Annotated in this window: 10 protein-coding genes; 3 read left to right on the top strand and 7 right to left on the bottom strand. The window is 45.2% G+C overall.

Annotation, left to right across the window (positions count from 1 at the left end):
- Positions 1-6: 6 nt before the first annotated feature.
- Together ACU52_RS08785 and ACU52_RS08780 are read right to left on the bottom strand one after the other, a co-directional pair.
- Positions 7-1,596 carry a RagB/SusD family nutrient uptake outer membrane protein gene (locus ACU52_RS08785; protein WP_053398531.1) on the bottom strand — a complete coding sequence of 530 codons (1,590 nt, stop codon included), beginning with the start codon at positions 1,594-1,596 and terminating at the stop codon, positions 7-9.
- A gap of 26 nt (positions 1,597-1,622) precedes the next feature.
- Positions 1,623-4,814: a SusC/RagA family TonB-linked outer membrane protein gene (locus tag ACU52_RS08780; RefSeq protein WP_053398530.1), complete on the bottom strand. Its 3,192-nt coding sequence runs from the start codon at positions 4,812-4,814 to the stop codon at positions 1,623-1,625.
- 1,692 nt (positions 4,815-6,506) lie between these two features.
- Here ACU52_RS08780 and ACU52_RS08775 point away from each other — a divergent pair.
- The 3 genes from ACU52_RS08775 to ACU52_RS08765 are packed head-to-tail and all read left to right on the top strand — an operon-like array spanning position 6,507 to position 13,345.
- The gene (locus tag ACU52_RS08775) at positions 6,507-9,803 is read left to right on the top strand and encodes a SusC/RagA family TonB-linked outer membrane protein (RefSeq protein WP_053398529.1); all 3,297 of its coding nucleotides are present in this window, start codon (positions 6,507-6,509) and stop codon (positions 9,801-9,803) included.
- A 23-nt stretch (positions 9,804-9,826) separates the two neighbouring features.
- The gene (locus tag ACU52_RS08770) at positions 9,827-11,431 is read left to right on the top strand and encodes a RagB/SusD family nutrient uptake outer membrane protein (protein WP_053398528.1); all 1,605 of its coding nucleotides are present in this window, start codon (positions 9,827-9,829) and stop codon (positions 11,429-11,431) included.
- A 27-nt stretch (positions 11,432-11,458) separates the two neighbouring features.
- A complete protein-coding gene (locus ACU52_RS08765; RefSeq protein ID WP_147630830.1) occupies positions 11,459-13,345 on the top strand; it encodes a hypothetical protein in 1,887 nt (628 codons plus the stop codon).
- Positions 13,346-13,435: 90 nt separating this feature from the next.
- Here the strand turns inward: ACU52_RS08765 and ACU52_RS08760 are convergent, their stop codons facing one another.
- The 5 genes from ACU52_RS08760 to sufB all read right to left on the bottom strand — a co-directional run bounded on the left by ACU52_RS08760 (position 13,436) and on the right by sufB (position 19,513).
- A complete protein-coding gene (locus ACU52_RS08760) occupies positions 13,436-14,650 on the bottom strand; it encodes an aminotransferase class V-fold PLP-dependent enzyme (protein ID WP_053398526.1) in 1,215 nt (404 codons plus the stop codon).
- Between the two features lie 308 nt (positions 14,651-14,958).
- Complete coding sequence (sufD, locus tag ACU52_RS08755) at positions 14,959-16,305, bottom strand: Fe-S cluster assembly protein SufD (protein ID WP_053398525.1); 1,347 nt, start codon at positions 16,303-16,305, stop codon at positions 14,959-14,961.
- Between the two features lie 122 nt (positions 16,306-16,427).
- Positions 16,428-17,177 (bottom strand): Fe-S cluster assembly ATPase SufC, encoded by a 750-nt coding sequence (sufC, locus tag ACU52_RS08750; protein WP_053398524.1) that lies wholly within the window; start codon positions 17,175-17,177, stop codon positions 16,428-16,430.
- 53 nt (positions 17,178-17,230) lie between these two features.
- Positions 17,231-17,971, bottom strand: coding sequence for a hypothetical protein (locus tag ACU52_RS08745; RefSeq protein WP_147630829.1), 741 nt, complete (start codon positions 17,969-17,971; stop codon positions 17,231-17,233).
- A 78-nt stretch (positions 17,972-18,049) separates the two neighbouring features.
- The gene (sufB, locus tag ACU52_RS08740; RefSeq protein WP_021855940.1) at positions 18,050-19,513 is read right to left on the bottom strand and encodes a Fe-S cluster assembly protein SufB; all 1,464 of its coding nucleotides are present in this window, start codon (positions 19,511-19,513) and stop codon (positions 18,050-18,052) included.
- Between the last annotated feature and the right edge of the window lie 321 nt (positions 19,514-19,834).

Below are 19,834 nucleotides of genomic sequence, written 5' to 3'. Positions count from 1 at the left end.
ATTAATTTATTTAGCATAAGGCTGATCTGCGAGTGTCGGGTTGTTGTATCCCGTTACTCCGCTGTTGTTCATCTCTTCCAGACGGCTCAGCTGCCAGTTCATCCATGAAGGACGAGTTGTTGTGTTATACAGATAAGGTGCTGTATGGTTGGTTCCGTTGTAGTCCTTTGTAACAGTCTTGTTCAGACGCTTAACATCAAAGAAGTACTGACCTTCACCCCAAAGTTCAACAGCCTTCTGGAATACGATTTCGTCGATAACATCAGCAGCGCGGCATGTGTAGTTCGGGTTACGGTGACGCTTCATGAATGACTCAAGAAGTTCCTTACCTCTAGCCTGGTCGCTGTGTGCAGCAGCCTCAGCCTCGATGAAGTACATTTCCTCAATACGCATGAACGGAACACCTACAACGTTACCTACAGTGTAGTCATTGATGCTACCACCGCCCGGACGGAACTTCAAAGAAGCATATCCAGGAAGCTGTTCTCCAACTTCAGCGCTGATAAACTGGTTCTTGCCTTCGAGAGATGTTCCTTCTGGAGCTTTCCACAGGAGTTTACGCCAGTCGCCGTCGCTGATACGGTTATACATGTTAGCGTCAATCTGAACATAAGTTCCGAGCTGAGTACCTGTATATCCGTAGCTGATTTCGTTACACATATTTGCTGTCCAGCAGTATAGGTTGTTAACGTAACCTGTGTAGTACTGTGTACCCCACATCCACTGGCTCAGGTCGTTGAAACCAGATGTTGTGTTAAGAGCCTGTGCCTGTGTTACAGGTGCAGATGTTGAGTTGTCGATAGCCAGACGTGCATACTTCTCAGCGTTAGGATAATCCTCAAGCCACATATAGCAACGTGCCATCAAACCATAGATACAGTCGAGATGAGGCATTGTCTTGCTTGCGTCGTCAAGATAGCCTATCATGCTTGCAGCCTTCTGAAGGTCGCCAAGGATGAAGGCAGCCATATCTGCTTTATTTGCACGAGGATTGTTCTGCCACTGCTCCTCTGTCATGCCCTCCTTAACGATAGGCACTGTAAGACCTGTGATGTCTTTTCCTTCGGGGCTGACACCCTGAGTGATGTCGTTGGGCAGCCACTCATACTCGCGTGCCATATCGATATAAAGCATTGCGCGATAAGCCAGAGCTGCAGCATAATAGCCCTTGTTGGCATCGCTGGCAAGAGTATCAATCTTTGCAATAGCGTTAGTAGCAGCGCCTGCATACTGTGTCTGATAATACCACAAGAACTGGTTTACCATATACTCACGTGACAGATAAACATCTGCAAGCCAGTTAAGGAACAGACATCCGTTAGCTTTCTCACCATAAGCAAGCTCACCAGACTGAATGTCACGGATTATCATAATTGCAGGATAACCGAAACTTGCGGGGAAGCTTGATGTATTCCAAATATTTGTAGCGTATGAGTTAAGACCGCTAACCAATGACGCCACCGCTGATTCTGAACCCGAAACCTGGCCGTCTGACGCTCCGTCTGTGGGCTCAACCTCGTCGATACAGCTTGTGAATGACATTGAAGTCATCAGAGTTAAAGCTGCACCAAGGCATATTGTCATGAATCTTTTCATAATGTTCAATTTGTTTTTTAATGTTTTTAGAATGTTACAGAAATACCACCTGAAATTGTGCGCATTGCAGAGTAATATGCAGAAGAAGCACCACCAGTAATGCTCTGGCGTGGGTCAAGTCCCTGACGCTTAGACCACAACCACAAGTTTGTAGCTGTAAGGTAAACACGAAGTTTGCCGATACCTACCTTGCTTGTCATCTTTGTCGGGAATGTGTAACCAAAGTTGAGGTTCTGCAGGCTCAGGTAAGAAGCACCGATCAGGAAGCGATCTGAAGTGGTTGTTGTACTTGTATCGTCGATAATCAGCTTAGGTATGTTTGTATTAGGATTCTCTTCTGTCCAAGAGTTCAGCAAGTCAGCGTGGATAGCGCTACCTCTACCGCTGCTGGTGATACCCATCATGCCGGCATAGTCTGAATCGTAGATCTGACCGCCAAGCTGATAGTTGAAGTCAACAGCGAGGTCGAAGCCTTTGTAAGAGAAGCGTGTTCCGAAACCTCCGTATGCCCATGGAAGAGCTGTACCACAGAGATAGTATGTAGCTTCACCCGGAGTTGTTGTTGTCTCACGACCAATTATGTTTCCGTTTTCATCCAGCTTGTCTTTATAGAACATAGACTTACCGTTCTCGTCAACACCTGCATATTTAGGCATGTAGAATGTATAGAGTGACTCGCCTTCACCATAGAAGTAGCTACCGCTTGCATAACCTTCAGAACCCTCAACAGTCTGAGTCTTGTTCTTATCAGCGATAGATGTGATTTCGTTCTTATAAGCAGTGAAGTTAAGGTTGAGTCCCCACTCGAAGTCCTTTGTACGGATCAGTGTTCCGTCGAGTTCAACTTCAGCACCCATGTTCTGCATGTTACCTACGTTGTCATAGTATCCGCTCCAGCCTGAAGAAGCAGGAAGTGCGAAGAATGCCAACATATCGCTTGTACGACGATAGAAGTACTCGATGCTACCGGCAAGACGTCCGCGGAAGAATGAGAATTCGAAACCTGTATTGAAGTTACCGTTCTTTTCCCAAGTAATAGTTTCGTTACCCTTAGTTGAAGAAGGTTTCACGCCAGCGCCATCGCCAGAAGGAACAATGCTGTATGTATCTGTGTAGAGGTAGCTGCCGATGTTGTCGTTACCCTGCTCACCATAAGAAGCCTTGAACTTCAACTCGTCAACCCAAGGAGCGTTGAACCATTTTTCCTTGCTGATGATCCATGCACCACCTAATGACCAGAAGTTACCCCAGCGGTGATCCGGGTGGAAGCGTGAAGAGGCATCACGACGATAAGAAAGTGATCCGAAGTACTTGTTGTCATAGTTGTACTGAACGCGTCCGAACCAACCCTCAACGTTGTAGTCAGTTGTGTAAGAGTTCATTGTACCAGTGTTAACAGCACCTGCCAACTCATCGTTGAATACAGAGAACATATTGTTCTTAGATGCTGTCAGATAATAATAACGTGTACGGTAGTACTCATGACCGAGCATAACCTCTACGTCGTGCTTGTCGAACAGGTGATGCCAGTTCAAGAGTTGCTGGTAGTTGTAAGCCCATGTACGTACGTGTGCCTTCTGAACAGAACCGTTGTTGGCAGCGAACTGACCATAATACGGGTTGTTTGTATATGTGAATCGAGTTTCGTCGAGCATTACAGTGTTAGCTGATGTGAACTTGAAGTCCTCGAGGAAACGGATTTCAGCTGTACCTGTAGCGTCGAGGCTGTTACCCTCGTTCTGGTTCTTGTCAAAATAGTTAGCGAAGATAGGGTTAGAACCTGTCATTGTAGGACGTGTAAGACCTGTTACAGTGCCATCACCCCAGTCGTACATAGCGAGACCTGTCTTAGAATCCTGCAGGATGTTGCCTGCTGCGTCACGGATGTACAGAGGATAGATAGGAGCCATGTTCTTAACCATAAACACGTTTCCTACTGTGCTGCCACCATCGTCAGCCAGTGAGTTAGCCTTATAGTGAGCATAGTTGAAGTTACCAGAAAGTTTCAACCAAGATCTGAGCTGGTAGTCAGCCTTCAGACGGCCTGTGAAACGTTCATAGTCAGAACCGATACTGATACCTTCGTTCTTCAGATAACCTGCAGAACCATAGAAAGAACCTTTGTCGTTGCTTCCTGTAGCAGTAACGTTATACTCCTGACGTACACCTGTCTGATAAGCAGCGTCGCGCCATGAATCAGGATAGAGCAGGTATTCTGTGCCATTAACGTTAATAACGCGGCCGAGTGTTGCGTTAGGATTCAGTTTTCCGTTCGGGCCGATGAAGTCCTGTCCTTCAGGAACAGTGTAAACGTTATAGCCAAGGTCGTAACCGCCAGAGAACATATTGTTCAGAGCCCATCTGTGAGCTGTTGCAGCATCATCGCCGAGACTTGTACGATAGTTCTTCAATGACTGATAGTATGCCTCATAATATCCGGCAGGACTTTCTACTGTATTGTAGAACTCAACGCCACGTGTGTTAGCACCCCACTTAGCGTCAACAGTGATTGAAGAAGTACCCTCGCGGCCGTTCTTTGTTGTGATGATGACAACACCGTTGGCACCACGCGCACCGTAAAGAGCTGCAGAGGCAGCATCCTTCAGGACGGTCATTGAAGCGATATCGTTCTGGTTAAGGTTGTTGATGTCTCCGTTGTAAGGAGCACCGTCTACTATGATCAGCGGGTCGTTACCGGCGTTGATAGAGCTGATACCGCGGATGCGGATGCTGAAGCTCTCCTGACCAGGAGCACCTGTAGCAGAGTTGATCTGCACACCAGATACTTTACCGCTAAGTGCAGACATTGCGTTAGAACTTGAAATCTTCGCGATGTCATCCGACTTTACAACCGCTGCAGAACCGGTGAAGGCTGATTTCTTAGCCGTACCGTAAGCAACGACCATCACTTCGTCAAGGTTGGTCTGATCCGGAACGAGCACAACGCGTACGCTGTTGCCCTTTACCGTTACGTCTTGATCAACCATGCCGACATAGGTTACTTTCAGCTTGTTGTGCCCTGCGGGCATGCTGATAGAGAACTTACCGTCAGCGTCTGTCACGGCACCGGCGCTGGCGCCCACAACGCGGACAGTAGCACCGATAATCGGCTGACCGTCCTCCTGAGACACCACGGTTCCCGTAACTGCTGTTTGTGCCAGTGCCATTCCCAGTGACAGGAACAGGCAGGCCAAAATCATAGTTAGTCTTTTTTCCATAAATACTCTCTCTAATTAAATAAATAAATTATACTTTTGTTACAATATGCAAAAATAAAGATTATTTCATAAAGTCCAAAAAATGAAAGAAAAAAAAGTGGGTTTAAGTCGGGTTTTTAACATAAATCTGACAGAATCACATAAAAATTCATGTAAAATGAAACTTTGAGTGTTATTTTACTTTCATTTTGATTTGTATATAAAGTGTATATACACCACTTCTTGACTTTTAGAATGCATCAAAATAAAGGCAATTTACACCTGAACATTCATATAAAGAAATTTAAATCTATATGCATAAATAATTAATTATATGCTTGCATTATGTTTATTCGCACATTTTTTGAGTTAAAATTTTACACTTTAAATAATGCTTAATATCTGTTTCGTCTATGTTGACATGCAAATATTTAAGATATTATGCACAAAATGCATGTAAATTGCTTATTTACTGATATTTAATATCGCCCGGCAGACATTATGACACAAAACTATTTCAATACATCAAATAATGCAGGCAGTAATTATGGTTCATTGTATATATAATAAGGTGTAATTAACTTAATTATAACAATATTGGATAAATATGCAATATTTTCTGCATAAATATAAATAAAGCACTGACAAAATGTAAGCAAAAACGATTCAATATGGCATAATGTAAACGCAAACACAGAGCAGAATGTCAACAAAAAGTATTATATAAAGTTTAAAATTATAGTATTTTAGCACTGCCTCAAACACTCGGCAGCCACATTTCATGCCACATTCCTATACAGAAATTTTAGTTTCATAGCACATAAAAACAGCAAAGACAGATTACATTATCAATAACTTTTTGACGCGATGAGATATGGATTTATTTCAATATGCAGCTCCGGACAAGCAAAATCATGACTTATAATCATAAAGTTTTCTGCTATAAATTATGCAAAACAGATTTGACATTACTTACCACAAAACTGCGACTACCGATAAAATAACGCTGAGCAAGCCTTTGCAACGCCACTTGGCACAACCTTTCCACAAGACTTTTATATCGGTGCAAAATGCAAGACGACATAACATCCTGACCGTTTAAAATTAATATGCTTATTTAAACAGCAGGCAAGCTCCATACAGACAGAAGCCTCTGTTAGATACAAAAAGCCATGTTTCATCGTGCAAAAGCATACATATTGCACGCCAAAAAGCCACGTTTCGCAGGGCCGTAAGCAAGCTTTTACGTAATCGGGATCTTACTTATAATAAATTTTCGCAGAAACTCGTCACTCGTCACAATCGGCCATAATTCATTGACAAACAAGCCGTTACGATGTGACGAGTTAAAATCTCAACTCGTCACAGCACTGTTAATCAACGCAAGTGTGACGAGTCAGGGGAAGCAACTCGTCACACCATATTTAACTGACAGTCAGCATTTTACCCGTCGATGTGACGAGTGACGAGTTTCTATCGAAAACTTTTTTATCCTGTAGCTATATGTCCTTTCCTTATTGGGGTTGCCCTCAAATAGCCTTTTCACTGATTAAAGTTGACTTCTGTTAAACATATGACTATTATTGATTGACTCTGGCATTAACAGAAAATTTTACTTACACATGTGACAGGACAGCCATCAGCAGACATAAGTGCCGCAGCAATAAACCTTTGGATAATTATGTAACTTATTTATTTAATTAGAGAGTATTTATGAAAAAAAGACTAACTATGATTTTGGCCTGCCTGTTCCTGTCACTGGGAATGGCACTGGCACAAACAGCAGTTACGGGAACCGTGGTGTCTCAGGAGGACGGTCAGCCGATTATCGGTGCTACTGTCCGCGTTGTGGGCGCCAGCGCCGGTGCCGTGACAGACGCTGACGGTAAGTTCTCTATCAGCATGCCCGCAGGGCACAACAAGCTGAAAGTAACCTATGTCGGCATGGTTGATCAGGACGTAACGGTAAAGGGCAACAGCGTACGCGTGGTGCTCGCTCCTGACGAGACCAACCTCGACGAGGTGATGGTCGTTGCTTACGGTACGGCTAAGAAATCAGCCTTCACCGGTTCTGCAGCGGTTGTAAAGTCAGAGGAAATAACAAAAACCTCTAGTTCTAACGCAGTAACAGCATTGACCGGTAAGGTTGCAGGTGTACAGATCAATTCTGCGACTGGTGCCCCCGGACAAGAAAGTCTAAGCATTAAAATCCGTGGTATCAGTTCTATTAATGCAGGCACATCACCGCTTATTGTCGTTGACGGTTCGCCTTATGATGGTGATATTCAGAATATAAACCCTAACGACATCGCCTCAATGACCGTCCTGAAGGATGCTGCCTCTGCAGCTCTTTACGGTGCGCGTGGTGCCAATGGTGTTGTCATCATCACAACAAAGACCGGCCGCGAAGGCACCTCATCAATCACTGTTGATGCCAAGTGGGGAGCCAATTCAAAAGGCACTCCATATTACAAGACTGTAAACAGCCCTGCGGCATACTATGAAACGTATTACAAATCACTTTACAATTACTATAAAGATTGGTATCCTAACCCCAATTGGCAAGAAGGGATGCCTGCAGAAGACAGATACTTAAAGCATACTGACAGAGAATCTTATATATGGGCAAACAACAACCTTTGCGCCAATAATTCCTATGGATTGGGCTATAATGTCTATGCTGTTCCAGAAGGACAATATCTAATTGGAACAAATGGAAGAATCAACCCTAACGCCACATTAGGAAACATTGTAAACTACAACGGCAATTCTTATATGCTCCTCCCTGACGACTGGCGTGATGCCACATTCCAGAACGGTCTTCGTCAAGAATATAATATTACAGCAACAGGAAGCAACGAAAAAGGTTCTTTCTATGGTTCTGCAGGTTACTTGAAGAACGAAGGTATCACAATCGGTTCTGACTATGAACGTTTCACCGGTCGTCTTAAAGCAGACTACCAAATAAGAAATTGGCTTAAAGTTGGTGCAAACTTCAGCTATGCACACTATGTATCAAATTATCTTGGAGACGACGGCAGCAGCAGTTCAAGCGGAAATATTTTCGCAGTAAATTCTATTGCGCCTATTTATCCTCTTTATATCCGCGACGCAAATGGGAACATATTACAAGATGCCCAGACAGGACTTCCGTCTTACGACTGGGGCGACGGAAAAATTAACGGCCAACAGCGTTCCGTATTTGCAGGTTCTAACCCAATTTGCTCAAATCAGCTTGACAAGAGTTACGCAGAGGGTAACAACCTCAATGCTACAGGATTTGCGGAAATACGTTTCCTAAGAGACTTTAAATTCACAACGACAAATAGTGTCATGCTTAATGAGAGCCGTGGAACAAGTACACAGCAGCCATATTTTGGACAGTTTGCATCACAAAACGGTATCGTAAGCAAATCGCACGGACGTGACTGGTCATATAACTATCAGCAAATATTGAATTGGCATCGTCTGTTCGGCAAGCATGATGTTGAGATTATGCTCGGTCATGAGTATTATCGTACAAGATCTTACATATTGTCTGCATCAAAAAGCAATATGTATTCATTCCTCAATGATGAATTGGCAGGAGCTGTAACTGACGGAACTATGGATTCGTACACTACCGACTACAATACAGAAGGTTTCTTCGGACGTGCACAGTATAACTATGACAACAAGTACTTCGGTTCAGTATCTTATCGTCGTGACGCTTCTTCACGCTTCCACCCGGATCACCGCTGGGGTAACTTCTGGTCATTTGGCGGCGCATGGATCATCAGCAAGGAAAAGTGGTTCAACGCTTCTTGGGTTGACGAGTTGAAGTTCAAGGCTTCTTATGGTGAGCAGGGTAACGACAACATCGGCAACTACCTCTACTCAAACACATACACAATAGCACCTTCAGACGGAGTTGCCTCACTGATACCAAGTACCACTATGGGTAACAAAGAAATAACATGGGAGACAGGCGGCAACTTCAATACAGGTTTCGAATTCTCTCTGTTCCGCGGACGTCTTGCCGGCAGCATTGAATATTTCTACCGTAAGACAACCGACATGCTTTCATGGTTCTCACTTCCTGGTTCATTCGGATATACAGGATATTATGACAACATTGGAGATATGACTAACCAGGGAGTTGAAATAGGACTCGACGGAACAATCTTCAGGACTAGAGACTTTGAGTGGGGCGCAAACATAAACTTTACAGCTTATAAAAACAAAATTGTAAGAATTGCAGATGAAAACAAGACAACAACCACTTCTGAAGGCGTTGAAGGCTATGCAAGCGGCAGCTATTTCTATGGTGAAGGAAAACCTCTTTACACTTTCTATATGGCTAAATATGCCGGTGTTGACCCCGAAACAGGTAAAGCACTTTACTGGAAAGATGTCCTTAAAGACGTTGTTGATGAAAACGGGAATCCTGTGTTAGACGAATACGGAAACAAGAAGACTTATGTCGCAGGCAAAGAAACGACAGAATCATCTTCTGATGCCACACAATATCTTTGCGGAACAGCACTGCCATGGGCCTATGGAGGCTTCGGCACACGTTTCTCATATAAAGGTTTCGATTTATCATTAGACTTCACGTATCAGCTTGGTGGTCAAATTTACGATTCTGATTATGCAAGCATGATGAGCATGGCGACAGGAGGATCTGCTATCCATGCTGACTTATTGAATGCATGGACACCGGAAAACAAAAATTCGAACATTCCCCATATCGTCTATGCAGATCAGGACGTCAACTATACTTCAGACCGTTTCCTTACCGATGCCTCATATCTAAGTCTGCAAAACCTCAATTTCGGATATACTCTGCCCAGCAAGTTCACTGCAAAAGCAGGAATAAGCAAATTAAGACTCTATCTTACGGCGACAAATCTTTGGGTTTGGTCTAAACGTCAAGGACTTGACCCACGCCAAAGCATAACAGGAGGAGCTTCAACTGCCTACTATTCTGCAATGCGCACCATATCAGGCGGTATAACAGTTACATTCTAAAAACAATTACAAACAGAAAAAATATGAAAAAGATATTTATATACGGACTTAGCATGCTGATGGTCTTGGTATCGTCATTTACGCTTTCAAGCTGTATTGACGAAACCCTGCCTACAAGTGGCGTTACCGATGAACAGGTGCCACCTACAGAAGAAAGTGCAGAAGCACTTGTCATGGGTCTGAACAATCAATTTTCAAAAATATGGACGTCAAGTTACCATTGGTCAATCGGATATGCCGGTTTGATGATTATTCGAGATATACAGTCTGGCGAATTGGCATTCAGTCCCAATGGCTACCAATACAACCAATGGGGCAACTGGTACTATGATTTATATTGGGGACGCGAATACCTTACAGCCCAATTCATGTGGCAATATCAAACAGGTTTTGTCCTGGCTGCTAATAACGCTATTGCTGCAGTTGACACAATAAGCGGAACTGACTCTGAAAAAGGTCTTGCCGGTGCAGCATTTGCCTACCGCGCTTTGATTTATCTCGATATGGCCCGCGAATACGAGTTCCTTGAAAATGACAAGACGAAGCCAATAAGTCCAGAGGGAAATGACATTTCCGGTCTGACAGTACCTATTGTAACAGAGAAGACAACAGAACAGCAAGCACGTAACAACCCGCGTGCAAAGAAAAAAGACATGTTCAATTTTATCCTCAGTGACTTGCAGGCTGCAGAAAAGTTTGTACCCCTACTGAAAATATCAAGCACATCCGTACCTAAGATCGACTGCGTTTATGGTCTTTATGCACGTCTTTATATGTGGATGGAAAACTATCCTATGGCTGAAAAATATGCACGCATGGCAATAGATGCCTCTACGTCACAGCCAATGACAAAGGAAGAGGCACTCAACATAACTACAGGATTCAACGATGCTACAAAATGGATGTGGGGAGCAACTTATTCACGCGGCAATGTCAGCAATCTTATGAATTGGGCTGCATTCATGACATCAGAAAACACGTATGGATACAGTGGTCCTCTGTCAATGGGAGGAGCTGGTGTTCTTCCACAGATTCCTTCAGCTACTTATAATAAAATGAGCAATACTGACTGGCGTAAACTTATGTTTAAAGCTCCAGAAGGTTCTTCACTGTATGGAAAGAATACATATTGCGATGCAGAAATAGGCGAAGCTCTTGAAGATTATACTTCAACTAAATTCCGTCCTGCCGGTGGAAACGTTAGCGACTATACAGCAGGAAATGTCACGGCATTCCCGATAATGCGAATTGAAGAAATGTATTTCATTGAAGCTGAAGCTGCTGCTCACCAAGACGCTGAACGTGGAAAGAAATTGCTCGAAACCTTCATGCTGTCACGTGACACGAAGTATTCTTTTAAAGGTACAAGCCAAGACCAAATTATAGAAGAAATTGTTTTCCAGAAACAAATTGAGCTTTGGGGTGAAGGCCAGTCGTTCTTCGACATTAAACGCCTAGGCTATGCTGTTGACAAGACTACATCTGTCAACATAGAATCTCGGGCACAATTCAAGACTACTTCACGTCCTGCATGGATGAACTGGGCTATAGTACGCTCAGAAGAGACAAATAATGCCGGTGTAAGATATTATAACAACCCTGACCCGGCAAATAACTACGCAAAATAAATAGAAATAATTTAAATAGACAATATTATGAATAAAATATTCAGTTATTGCACGATGTTCATTTTCGTGGCGCTTGCACTCGTTATGGGGTCATGTACCGAAGAATATGAGCATACTGCTGCAACAGCCGAGGGTGAACAGGTATATTTTAAAACAACCCTTGCCTCAAATTACGACTTGGATCCTGCAAAAAACAGTTTTCAGGTACAGATAAACCGTATTCAGAGCGAAGGTGAACTTACCGTAAAAATAAACGCTGTAACTAAAGACGGCAGTATCTACACTGTCCCAGCAACAGTGACTTTTGCAGACGGTGCGACAACAGCAGACATAAATATTGCATACGACCCCAAAACCCTTCTGTCAGACAAATGCGGATATGGATATTATGAAAACATTACACTCAGTATTGGAGATGAAGCTTATACCACTCCATACGGAGATTCATCATGCACAATATCAGCTGGTCTTACAGAATGGATTGATACAGGAGAAGAAGTAACTTATCGTGAAGGTCTCATATCTTCTGTTTTCGGTATAGAACCTCTAACCTACAAAGTTCCACTACAAAAAAGTGCTCTAAAAGAAGGCCGTTACCGTCTCAAGAATCCTTACGGCGAAGATACGGAAATTTATAAAATGTATAATGGAAGTGCTATCACATTTAATAATGACAATGGTATCATCTTCGATGTTTCGGATCCAGCTCATGCCTATGTAGATGGAACAATACTTCCAGGAAAATACGGTTCAGACAATATTCTTCTTTACAGTTATGTAACTGCACTAAATGTACTTAACGGATACGATGTAGAAACGTTAAAGCAGATTGCGCCTGAATATTTCGGAACATATCAAGATGGTATAATTACCATGCCTGCACAAAGTTTCTTAATGGAGCTTGGACCTTCACAGATAACAAGTCCAACCTATTATACAAATTCAGACGGAATGTTTGCAATAGCAATGCCAGGGTATGAAATAACCGACTATACATCTTCATTCACCTATACGGGAAGATTTACCGATGCAAAAGACAACAGCTATGTACAAGGTACAATAACTCTTGGCAAAGATGTCGCTTTTGCAAGATGGGTAATCGCTGCAGAAGGTGATGACATAAATGAAATTGTAACAGCCATAAATGATGGTAATATAGAGTCAAACTATATTACATCGGGAGAAGACATACAGGCACAATTAACAGAAAGCGGTAATTATATTATGATTATAGTTACATATGACGCTCAGGGCAACATGAAAAATCATTCTGCAACACCATTTAAATTCTCATTGGGAGGTGAATCAAGTGCCGCAGACTGGCAACCTGTTTATTCTGGAACATTTACACATAATGTACAACCGGCATTTATAACAGATGGTGAGGGCAGTGATAATTTCGTAGGTAATCCTATAATCAATGATATTACTCCATCATACTCTGCCACAATGTATCAGGATAAGAAGAATCCATTTAACTATAAGATTGAACCATGGATAACACAAGAAGGCAGTTTAACATTCACTATGGACGATCAAGGCTATATTTCGTTCAAAGATGTTGACACCGGATTCTCTCATCAGACATACGGACCTCTATATGTAGGAGATGCTGCGCTTCTGTTCGGTGTCACAGACCAACATACAAGCGGATATGACCAAGAAGCCCAAATGTTCGTGTTTGGTACCATTTATTACGTTTATGTTAATGGTGAGTATGGCTGGCTCGGTGGTGCATACGAAACATTTGAAATTAATGGAGCACAAGGAATCTCTACCAAGAATAACATTAAGATTAGAAATTTCGTTCCAAGAATGTTTAATAAGAATTCAAGATACATTTATAAGACAAAGATGTCTAGCAATATCATGCTAAAGGCAACAAAAATCAAAGGCAGCATTAAGAGGAAATAGCCCTTGAAGCATGAAACAAACAAAAATCCTGGAAGAATAAAACTCTACACTTCCAGGATTTTTCTATTATATAAAAAGTAAATACTAAAGTCAAAACATCTTGCTTACGCGCTTTATGCCTTCAACAAGAACGTCTATCTCCTGCTTTGTGTTATACATGGCAAACGAGGCTCTCACCGTGCCCTGTATGCCGAGACGTATCATGAGGGGCTGGGCGCAGTGGTGACCGGTGCGAACGGCTATGCCGAGACGGTCGAGCAGCGTGCCCATGTCGAGATGGTGGATGTCGCCTACGAGGAACGAAACCACGGCGTCTTTATCATTGGCCGTGCCGAAGAGTCTGATGCCGTCTATCTCCTGCATCCGCTCCATGCAGTATCTTGTGAGTTCCTGCTCATGACGCGAGATGTTGTCGATGCCTATCGAACTGATATAGTCGATGGCGGTGGCAAGGCCGTGAGTGGCAACATAGTCGGGCGTGCCGGCCTCAAACTTAAACGGGAGATGCTCAAACACAGTCTTCTCAAAGCTTACACTCTCTATCATCTCGCCTCCGCCCTGATACGGCGGCATGCGGTCGAGCCAGTCTTCCTTTCCGTATAGCACGCCTACGCCTGTAGGACCATACATCTTATGCCCGCTGAAGGCAAAGAAGTCGCAGTCGATGTCTTGCACGTCAACGGCAAAGTGAGGAGTGCTCTGTGCACCGTCAACCATAACGGGAACGCCGTGCTCGTGGGCTATGCGCACAATCTCCTTAACAGGATTTACCGTTCCGAGGACATTGCTTACATGCGTAACGCTGACTATCTTAGTGCGCTCAGTGAACAGCTTTTCGTATTCGTCGAGCAGCAGTTCGCCTTTGTCGTTCATCGGTATCACGCGCAGCGATATGCCTTTACGCGCTGCCTGAAGCTGCCACGGCACGATGTTGGAATGATGCTCCATGACGGACACGATAACCTCGTCGCCCTCGCTCATAAACCCGTCGCAGAACGACGAAACCACAAGGTTAAGGCTCTCGGTGGTTCCGCGCGTGAAGATTATTTCGTTAACCGAACCTGCATTGATAAACTTGCGCACCTTCTCGCGTGCCTGTTCGTGCAGGTCGGTTGCCTGCTGCGAAAGATAATGCACGCCGCGGTGTACGTTTGCATTGACATTGAGATACTCTTCGCGCATGGCATCGAGCACACACAGCGGCTTCTGCGTTGTTGCACCGTTGTCGAGATATACCAGCGGACGGTCGTAAACCTTACGGCTGAGTATCGGGAAGTCTTCTCTTATTTTGGTTACGTCGAACATACTTTTTTAGGAGTTAAAGGAATTAGAGTAGTTAAAGTCAATAGCCTAAATAATTTTATACAAAGTAACGTGGCCAAAGACTAACGAGAATATTCAGTAAACTACAGAAGTCAGAGCAGTTGAAGTATACAAGCCTTGAAACTTTATATTGCAAGAGATGAAAACATGCAAGTATCCGAGCTTATTTTCAGAATTAGAGCAGCCAAAGCCAAATTCCAGTCAACATTATTACATAAAGAATGACGACATCAACAAAGGTAATGACTTTAACTACTCTAACTCCTTTAACTACTTCTAACTACCGAATTTTATCTGCACAGCTTGCATCCCTCGCACTTGTTGAGTTCGCCGCGGAAGCGTTTCTCTACGAGATAATGCAGACGGTCGCGGAGCGGCTCGAGCTTTATGCCGTCTACGACCTCGTTGACGAAGGCAAACTCAAGCAGGAGCTTGGCCTCCTTAAGGCTGATGCCGCGCTGGCGCATGTAGAACAGGGCCGCATCGTTGAGCTGACCCACGGTGCTGCCGTGGGCACACTTAACGTCGTCGGCATATATCTCCAGCATCGGCTGCGTGTACATACGCGCCTCTTTGGTTGAACAGAGGTTCTGGTTACGCATCACCGAGTCGGTCTTCTGTGCACCATGACGCACCAGCACTCGGCCGGCAAAGGCTCCCGTGGCGCTCTCGTCGAGAACGTATTTATACAGTTCGTTGCTCGTGCAGTGAGCCACGCGATGATCTATCAGCGTATTATTGTCAACATGCTGTTTCTTGTCGGCTATAACACATCCGCTGAGGTTACACTCGGCACCCTCACCTGCAAACACGAGGTCGGTGCGGTTGCGTGTTATGCCGTTGTGCAGCGTTATTATGTTATGGTTGACTCTGCTGCTGCGCTGCTGCTCAATGAACAGATTGCTCACGCGAACGTTCTTTGCGTGAGTTTCCTCAAGGCAGTAGAGGTCAAGTCCGGCATTGTCGCCCACATAAGCCTCGATAACCTGCGTGGTGAGGAAACGGCGGTCGTCGGCGGCATGATCGCAGAAGAGCAGCTTGATTTCAGCCCCCTCCTCCACTATTATCAGCACACGGCGATTAACCATCAGGTCGACGTCAGAGCGCAGGATGTTGATCACCTGCACGGCCTTGTTTACCACAACGCCCTTGGGCACATAAACCAGCAGTCCGTCCTGTGCCAGCATTGTGTTGAGAGCCGTTATGCCGTCTTCAGAAGTCTTTGCCAGCTTGGCATAATATTTCTCTATCAGTTCTGGCCTTTCGGCAGCCACCTTGCCCAGCGAGTCGACAATCACTCCTTCGGGAAGCGGCTGACCCTTAGGCGTAGACTTGCCATAGAAGCCGTCGTTCACTATGAAATAGAGCGATGTACTGAGGTTAGGCACGTCGCATCTGAAAGCCTCATACGGGTCAACCGGTATGTTAAGGCGGTTGAGGTTAAGGCCGTAGTCGGGCTCAAATAGCGACGGAATGTCGGTGTATTTATATCTCTCGACCTTCTTTGTCGGGAATCCCATCCGCTTGAAGTCGTCGAACGCAGCATCGCGCACGGCGTTGAGCGGCGCTGAGCTGTGCGCGCATATCATGTCGCGGCACTGGTTGTAAAGGTCTATATATTGTTTTTCGCTATCCATCCGTATATTAATTATGAAACGAAGTTCGGCGTTAGCCAATTACGAATTAAGAATTGTGAATTATGAAACGAAGTTCAGCGCAATCCAATTATGAATTATGAATTGTGAATTATAAATTAAATTCAGTCCACCTCTTCTTTAATCCAGTCGTATCCGCGTGTCTCTATCTCCTTCGACAGTTCCGGACCGGCGGTCTTTACGATGCGTCCCTTGTAGAGCACGTGAACGATATCGGGCTTGATGATGTCGAGCAGGCGCTCATAGTGAGTGATTACGATGCAGCTCGACTCCGGTGTGCGCAACTTGTTGACGCCTTCGGCAACAATGCGCAGCGCGTCAACGTCGAGGCCAGAGTCTGTCTCATCCAGAATACTGAGCTTCGGCTCGAGCATTGCCATCTGGAAAATCTCGTTACGCTTCTTCTCGCCGCCGCTGAAACCTTCGTTCACAGAGCGGTTAGACAGCTTGCTGTCAAGCTCAACAATCTTTCTCTTCTCGCGCATCAGCTTCAGGAAGTCGGCTGCGTTGAGCGGCTCCTTGCCCTCATACTTGCGCTTCTCGTTTATGGCGGCACGCATGAAGTTGGTCATCGACACGCCCGGAATCTCCACGGGATACTGGAACGAAAGGAAGAGTCCTTCGTGTGCCCTGTCCTCAGGCTTCATCTCGAGCAGGTCCTTGCCGTTGAAGGTTATCGAGCCTGACGTAACCTCATAAAGCGGATTACCGACCAGCACAGCGCTCAATGTACTCTTGCCCGAACCGTTAGGTCCCATTATGGCATGTGTCTCACCGTCCTTTATGGTGAGGTTGATGCCCTTCAATATTTCCTTGTCGCCAATCTTGGCGTGTAAGTCTTTTATTTCTAACATAATTCTTGCTTATAATTTATTCCGGCCTTACGGCTTTCGCCTGCCGTGATTGTTTATTTCAGATATAGATATGTCAGCAGAGTGTCCAGCAGTCCGGTGACATCACTGTTTGTAAACTTGAACGGGAACGTAACTTTCAGTCCCACCGACAGCGCGTGGCGGTGCATCGGCGAGCGCATTGCATAGGGTGTTGTGTCCTTTCCGAATGTCGTCTGCGACGATGTATGTCCGTCAACAGCCATGCGGAAGCCATAATCGACCTCAAGAGCCACACACGAAAACAGATATATGTCGAGACCCACCACCGGCGCCACACTCAGCACGGGGCTGCTCACGCTGTACTTGCGCTCATAGCTGCCATACATTCCCGACATGCTTATCGTACCTGCATCCTTGCGCCCGGCAACGTTCCAGAAGGTGCTTACGCCGAGATAAGGCTGCAGCGGGCATGACTTTGACAGGAAATACCAGCGGCCGCCAAGCATAATCTGCGACAGATCGGCTGACACGTCGCCTGAGTAGAAATCCATCACTTCGTGGTCATAGCCGCCGACAACAGAGAAGCCTGTCTGCGGAATGAAATACTCTAGGTGAGCAGAGAAGTTAGGACCGCCGCCTGCCTTCAAAGGGTCGTAATACTTGTCGGGAGTTTCGTTTAGCGACACAACCGGCTTTACAGGACTTAGCCTGAAGTCTATTGCCCATCGCCGCGAGTCATCGTCCTGAGCGATTGCCACAGGTCTTGACAGACAAAGCAGCAAGGCTAAAACAATCAATGGTCTTGTATTCATCATAATAATATTTTTAATATATATCGTTGATGAACCGATAAACCCCTACGGCACTACCCCACCAATTTTTAATTTGAAGAACTATCCCACAGTGCCTTCCAACGACACGCTGAGCAGCTTCTGAGCCTCAACGGCAAACTCCATAGGCAGCTTGTTCAAAACCTCCTTGGCATATCCGTTGACGATAAGGCCCACGGCCTGCTCTGTAGGTATGCCTCGCTGATTGCAGTAGAACAGCTGGTCTTCGCTTATCTTGCTCGTCGTAGCCTCGTGCTCCACTATCGCCGAGTCGTTGTGTATGTCCATATACGGGAACGTGTGGGCACCGCAGTCGCTGCCCAGCAGCAGCGAGTCGCACGACGAATAGTTGCGGGCATTGTCGGCATTAGGCGACACACGCACCAATCCGCGGTAAGAGTTCTGGCTGTGTCCGGCGCTGATGCCCTTGCTTATTATAGTGCTCTTGGTGTTCTTTCCCAAGTGAATCATTTTCGTACCCGTGTCGGCCTCCTGATAGTTGTTGGTAACGGCTACGCTGTAGAACTCAGCCACAGAGTTGTCGCCGCGCAGGATGCACGAAGGATATTTCCACGTGATGGCCGAGCCTGTCTCAACCTGAGTCCACGACAGCTTTGAGTTAACTCCACGCAGGTCGCCACGCTTTGTAACAAGGTTGAACACTCCGCCCTTGCCGTTCTCGTCGCCCGGATACCAGTTCTGCACCGTAGAATATTTCACTTCGGCGTTGTCCTTTACGATAATCTCAACGATGGCGGCATGAAGCTGATTCTCGTCGCGCATCGGAGCCGTACAGCCTTCGAGATAAGACACATAGCTGTCGTCCTCGGCAATAATCAGTGTGCGCTCAAACTGGCCCGTGTTTCTTGCGTTGATGCGGAAATAAGAACTAAGCTCCATCGGACTGCGCACGCCTTTTGGTATGTAGACGAACGAGCCGTCGCTGAACACAGCGCTGTTCAAGGCTGCGAAGAAGTTGTCGCGGTAAGGCACAACCGTGCCGAGATACTCTCTTACCAAGTCAGGATGTTCCTTTATCGCCTCACCGATAGAGCAGAATATGATGCCCTTCTCGGCCAGCTTCTCCTTATAAGTAGTCTTCACCGACACCGAGTCCATAATGGCGTCTACGGCCGTCTGGCCGCTAAGGATAAGGCGTTCTTCGAGCGGAATGCCCAGCTTGTCGAAAGTCTTCATCAGCTCGGGGTCAATCTCTTTCTTACCCTCGTCCTTCTTCTTTGCCAGCGGGTCGGCATAATATGATATAGCCTGATAGTCTATCTCGGGCACGTTCACGTGTCCCCAGGTAGGCTGCTCCAGCGTCTTCCAGTAGTTGTAGGCCTTCAGGCGGAAGTCAAGCATCCAGTCGGGCTCGCCCTTCTTCTGCGAAATCAGGCGCACCACGTCCTCGTTAAGGCCCACGTCGATTATGTCCGTATGCACGTCGGTGGTGAAGCCGAACTCATATTTCTGCTCAGCCACCTGTCTTACGAACTCGTTGTTTTTATTTATTTCTTTATTATCCATCTCTATTTGTCGTAATTTTGCAGAAAAATAAAAATCTGCTGTGGTCTGCAAAGTTACGAAAAAATATAATACGGCAACATAGGAGAATGAAAAATTGAGAATTGAGAAACGAAGTTTAAGCGCAGAGGCGCAAAGCTCAATGAAAAATTAAAAATTGGAAGTGAAAAATCAAAGTGCCAAATAAGTGAAGAGCGAAGATACGAAACCCGGCGTTAGCCAATCAAAAAGCAAAGTGGTTGATAAGAATCCACAAGGCTGTCAATTTAACTTTCTAATCCAAATAGTTATTATGAATCGGTCGGGATTTTTTACATTAAGCGA

Source organism: Xylanibacter rarus (assembly GCF_001275135.1).
Taxonomy (GTDB): Bacteria; Bacteroidota; Bacteroidia; order Bacteroidales; family Bacteroidaceae; genus Prevotella; species Prevotella rara.
Note: the sequence above shows the minus strand (reverse complement) of the source record. Positions and strands in the feature narration are given on the sequence as shown.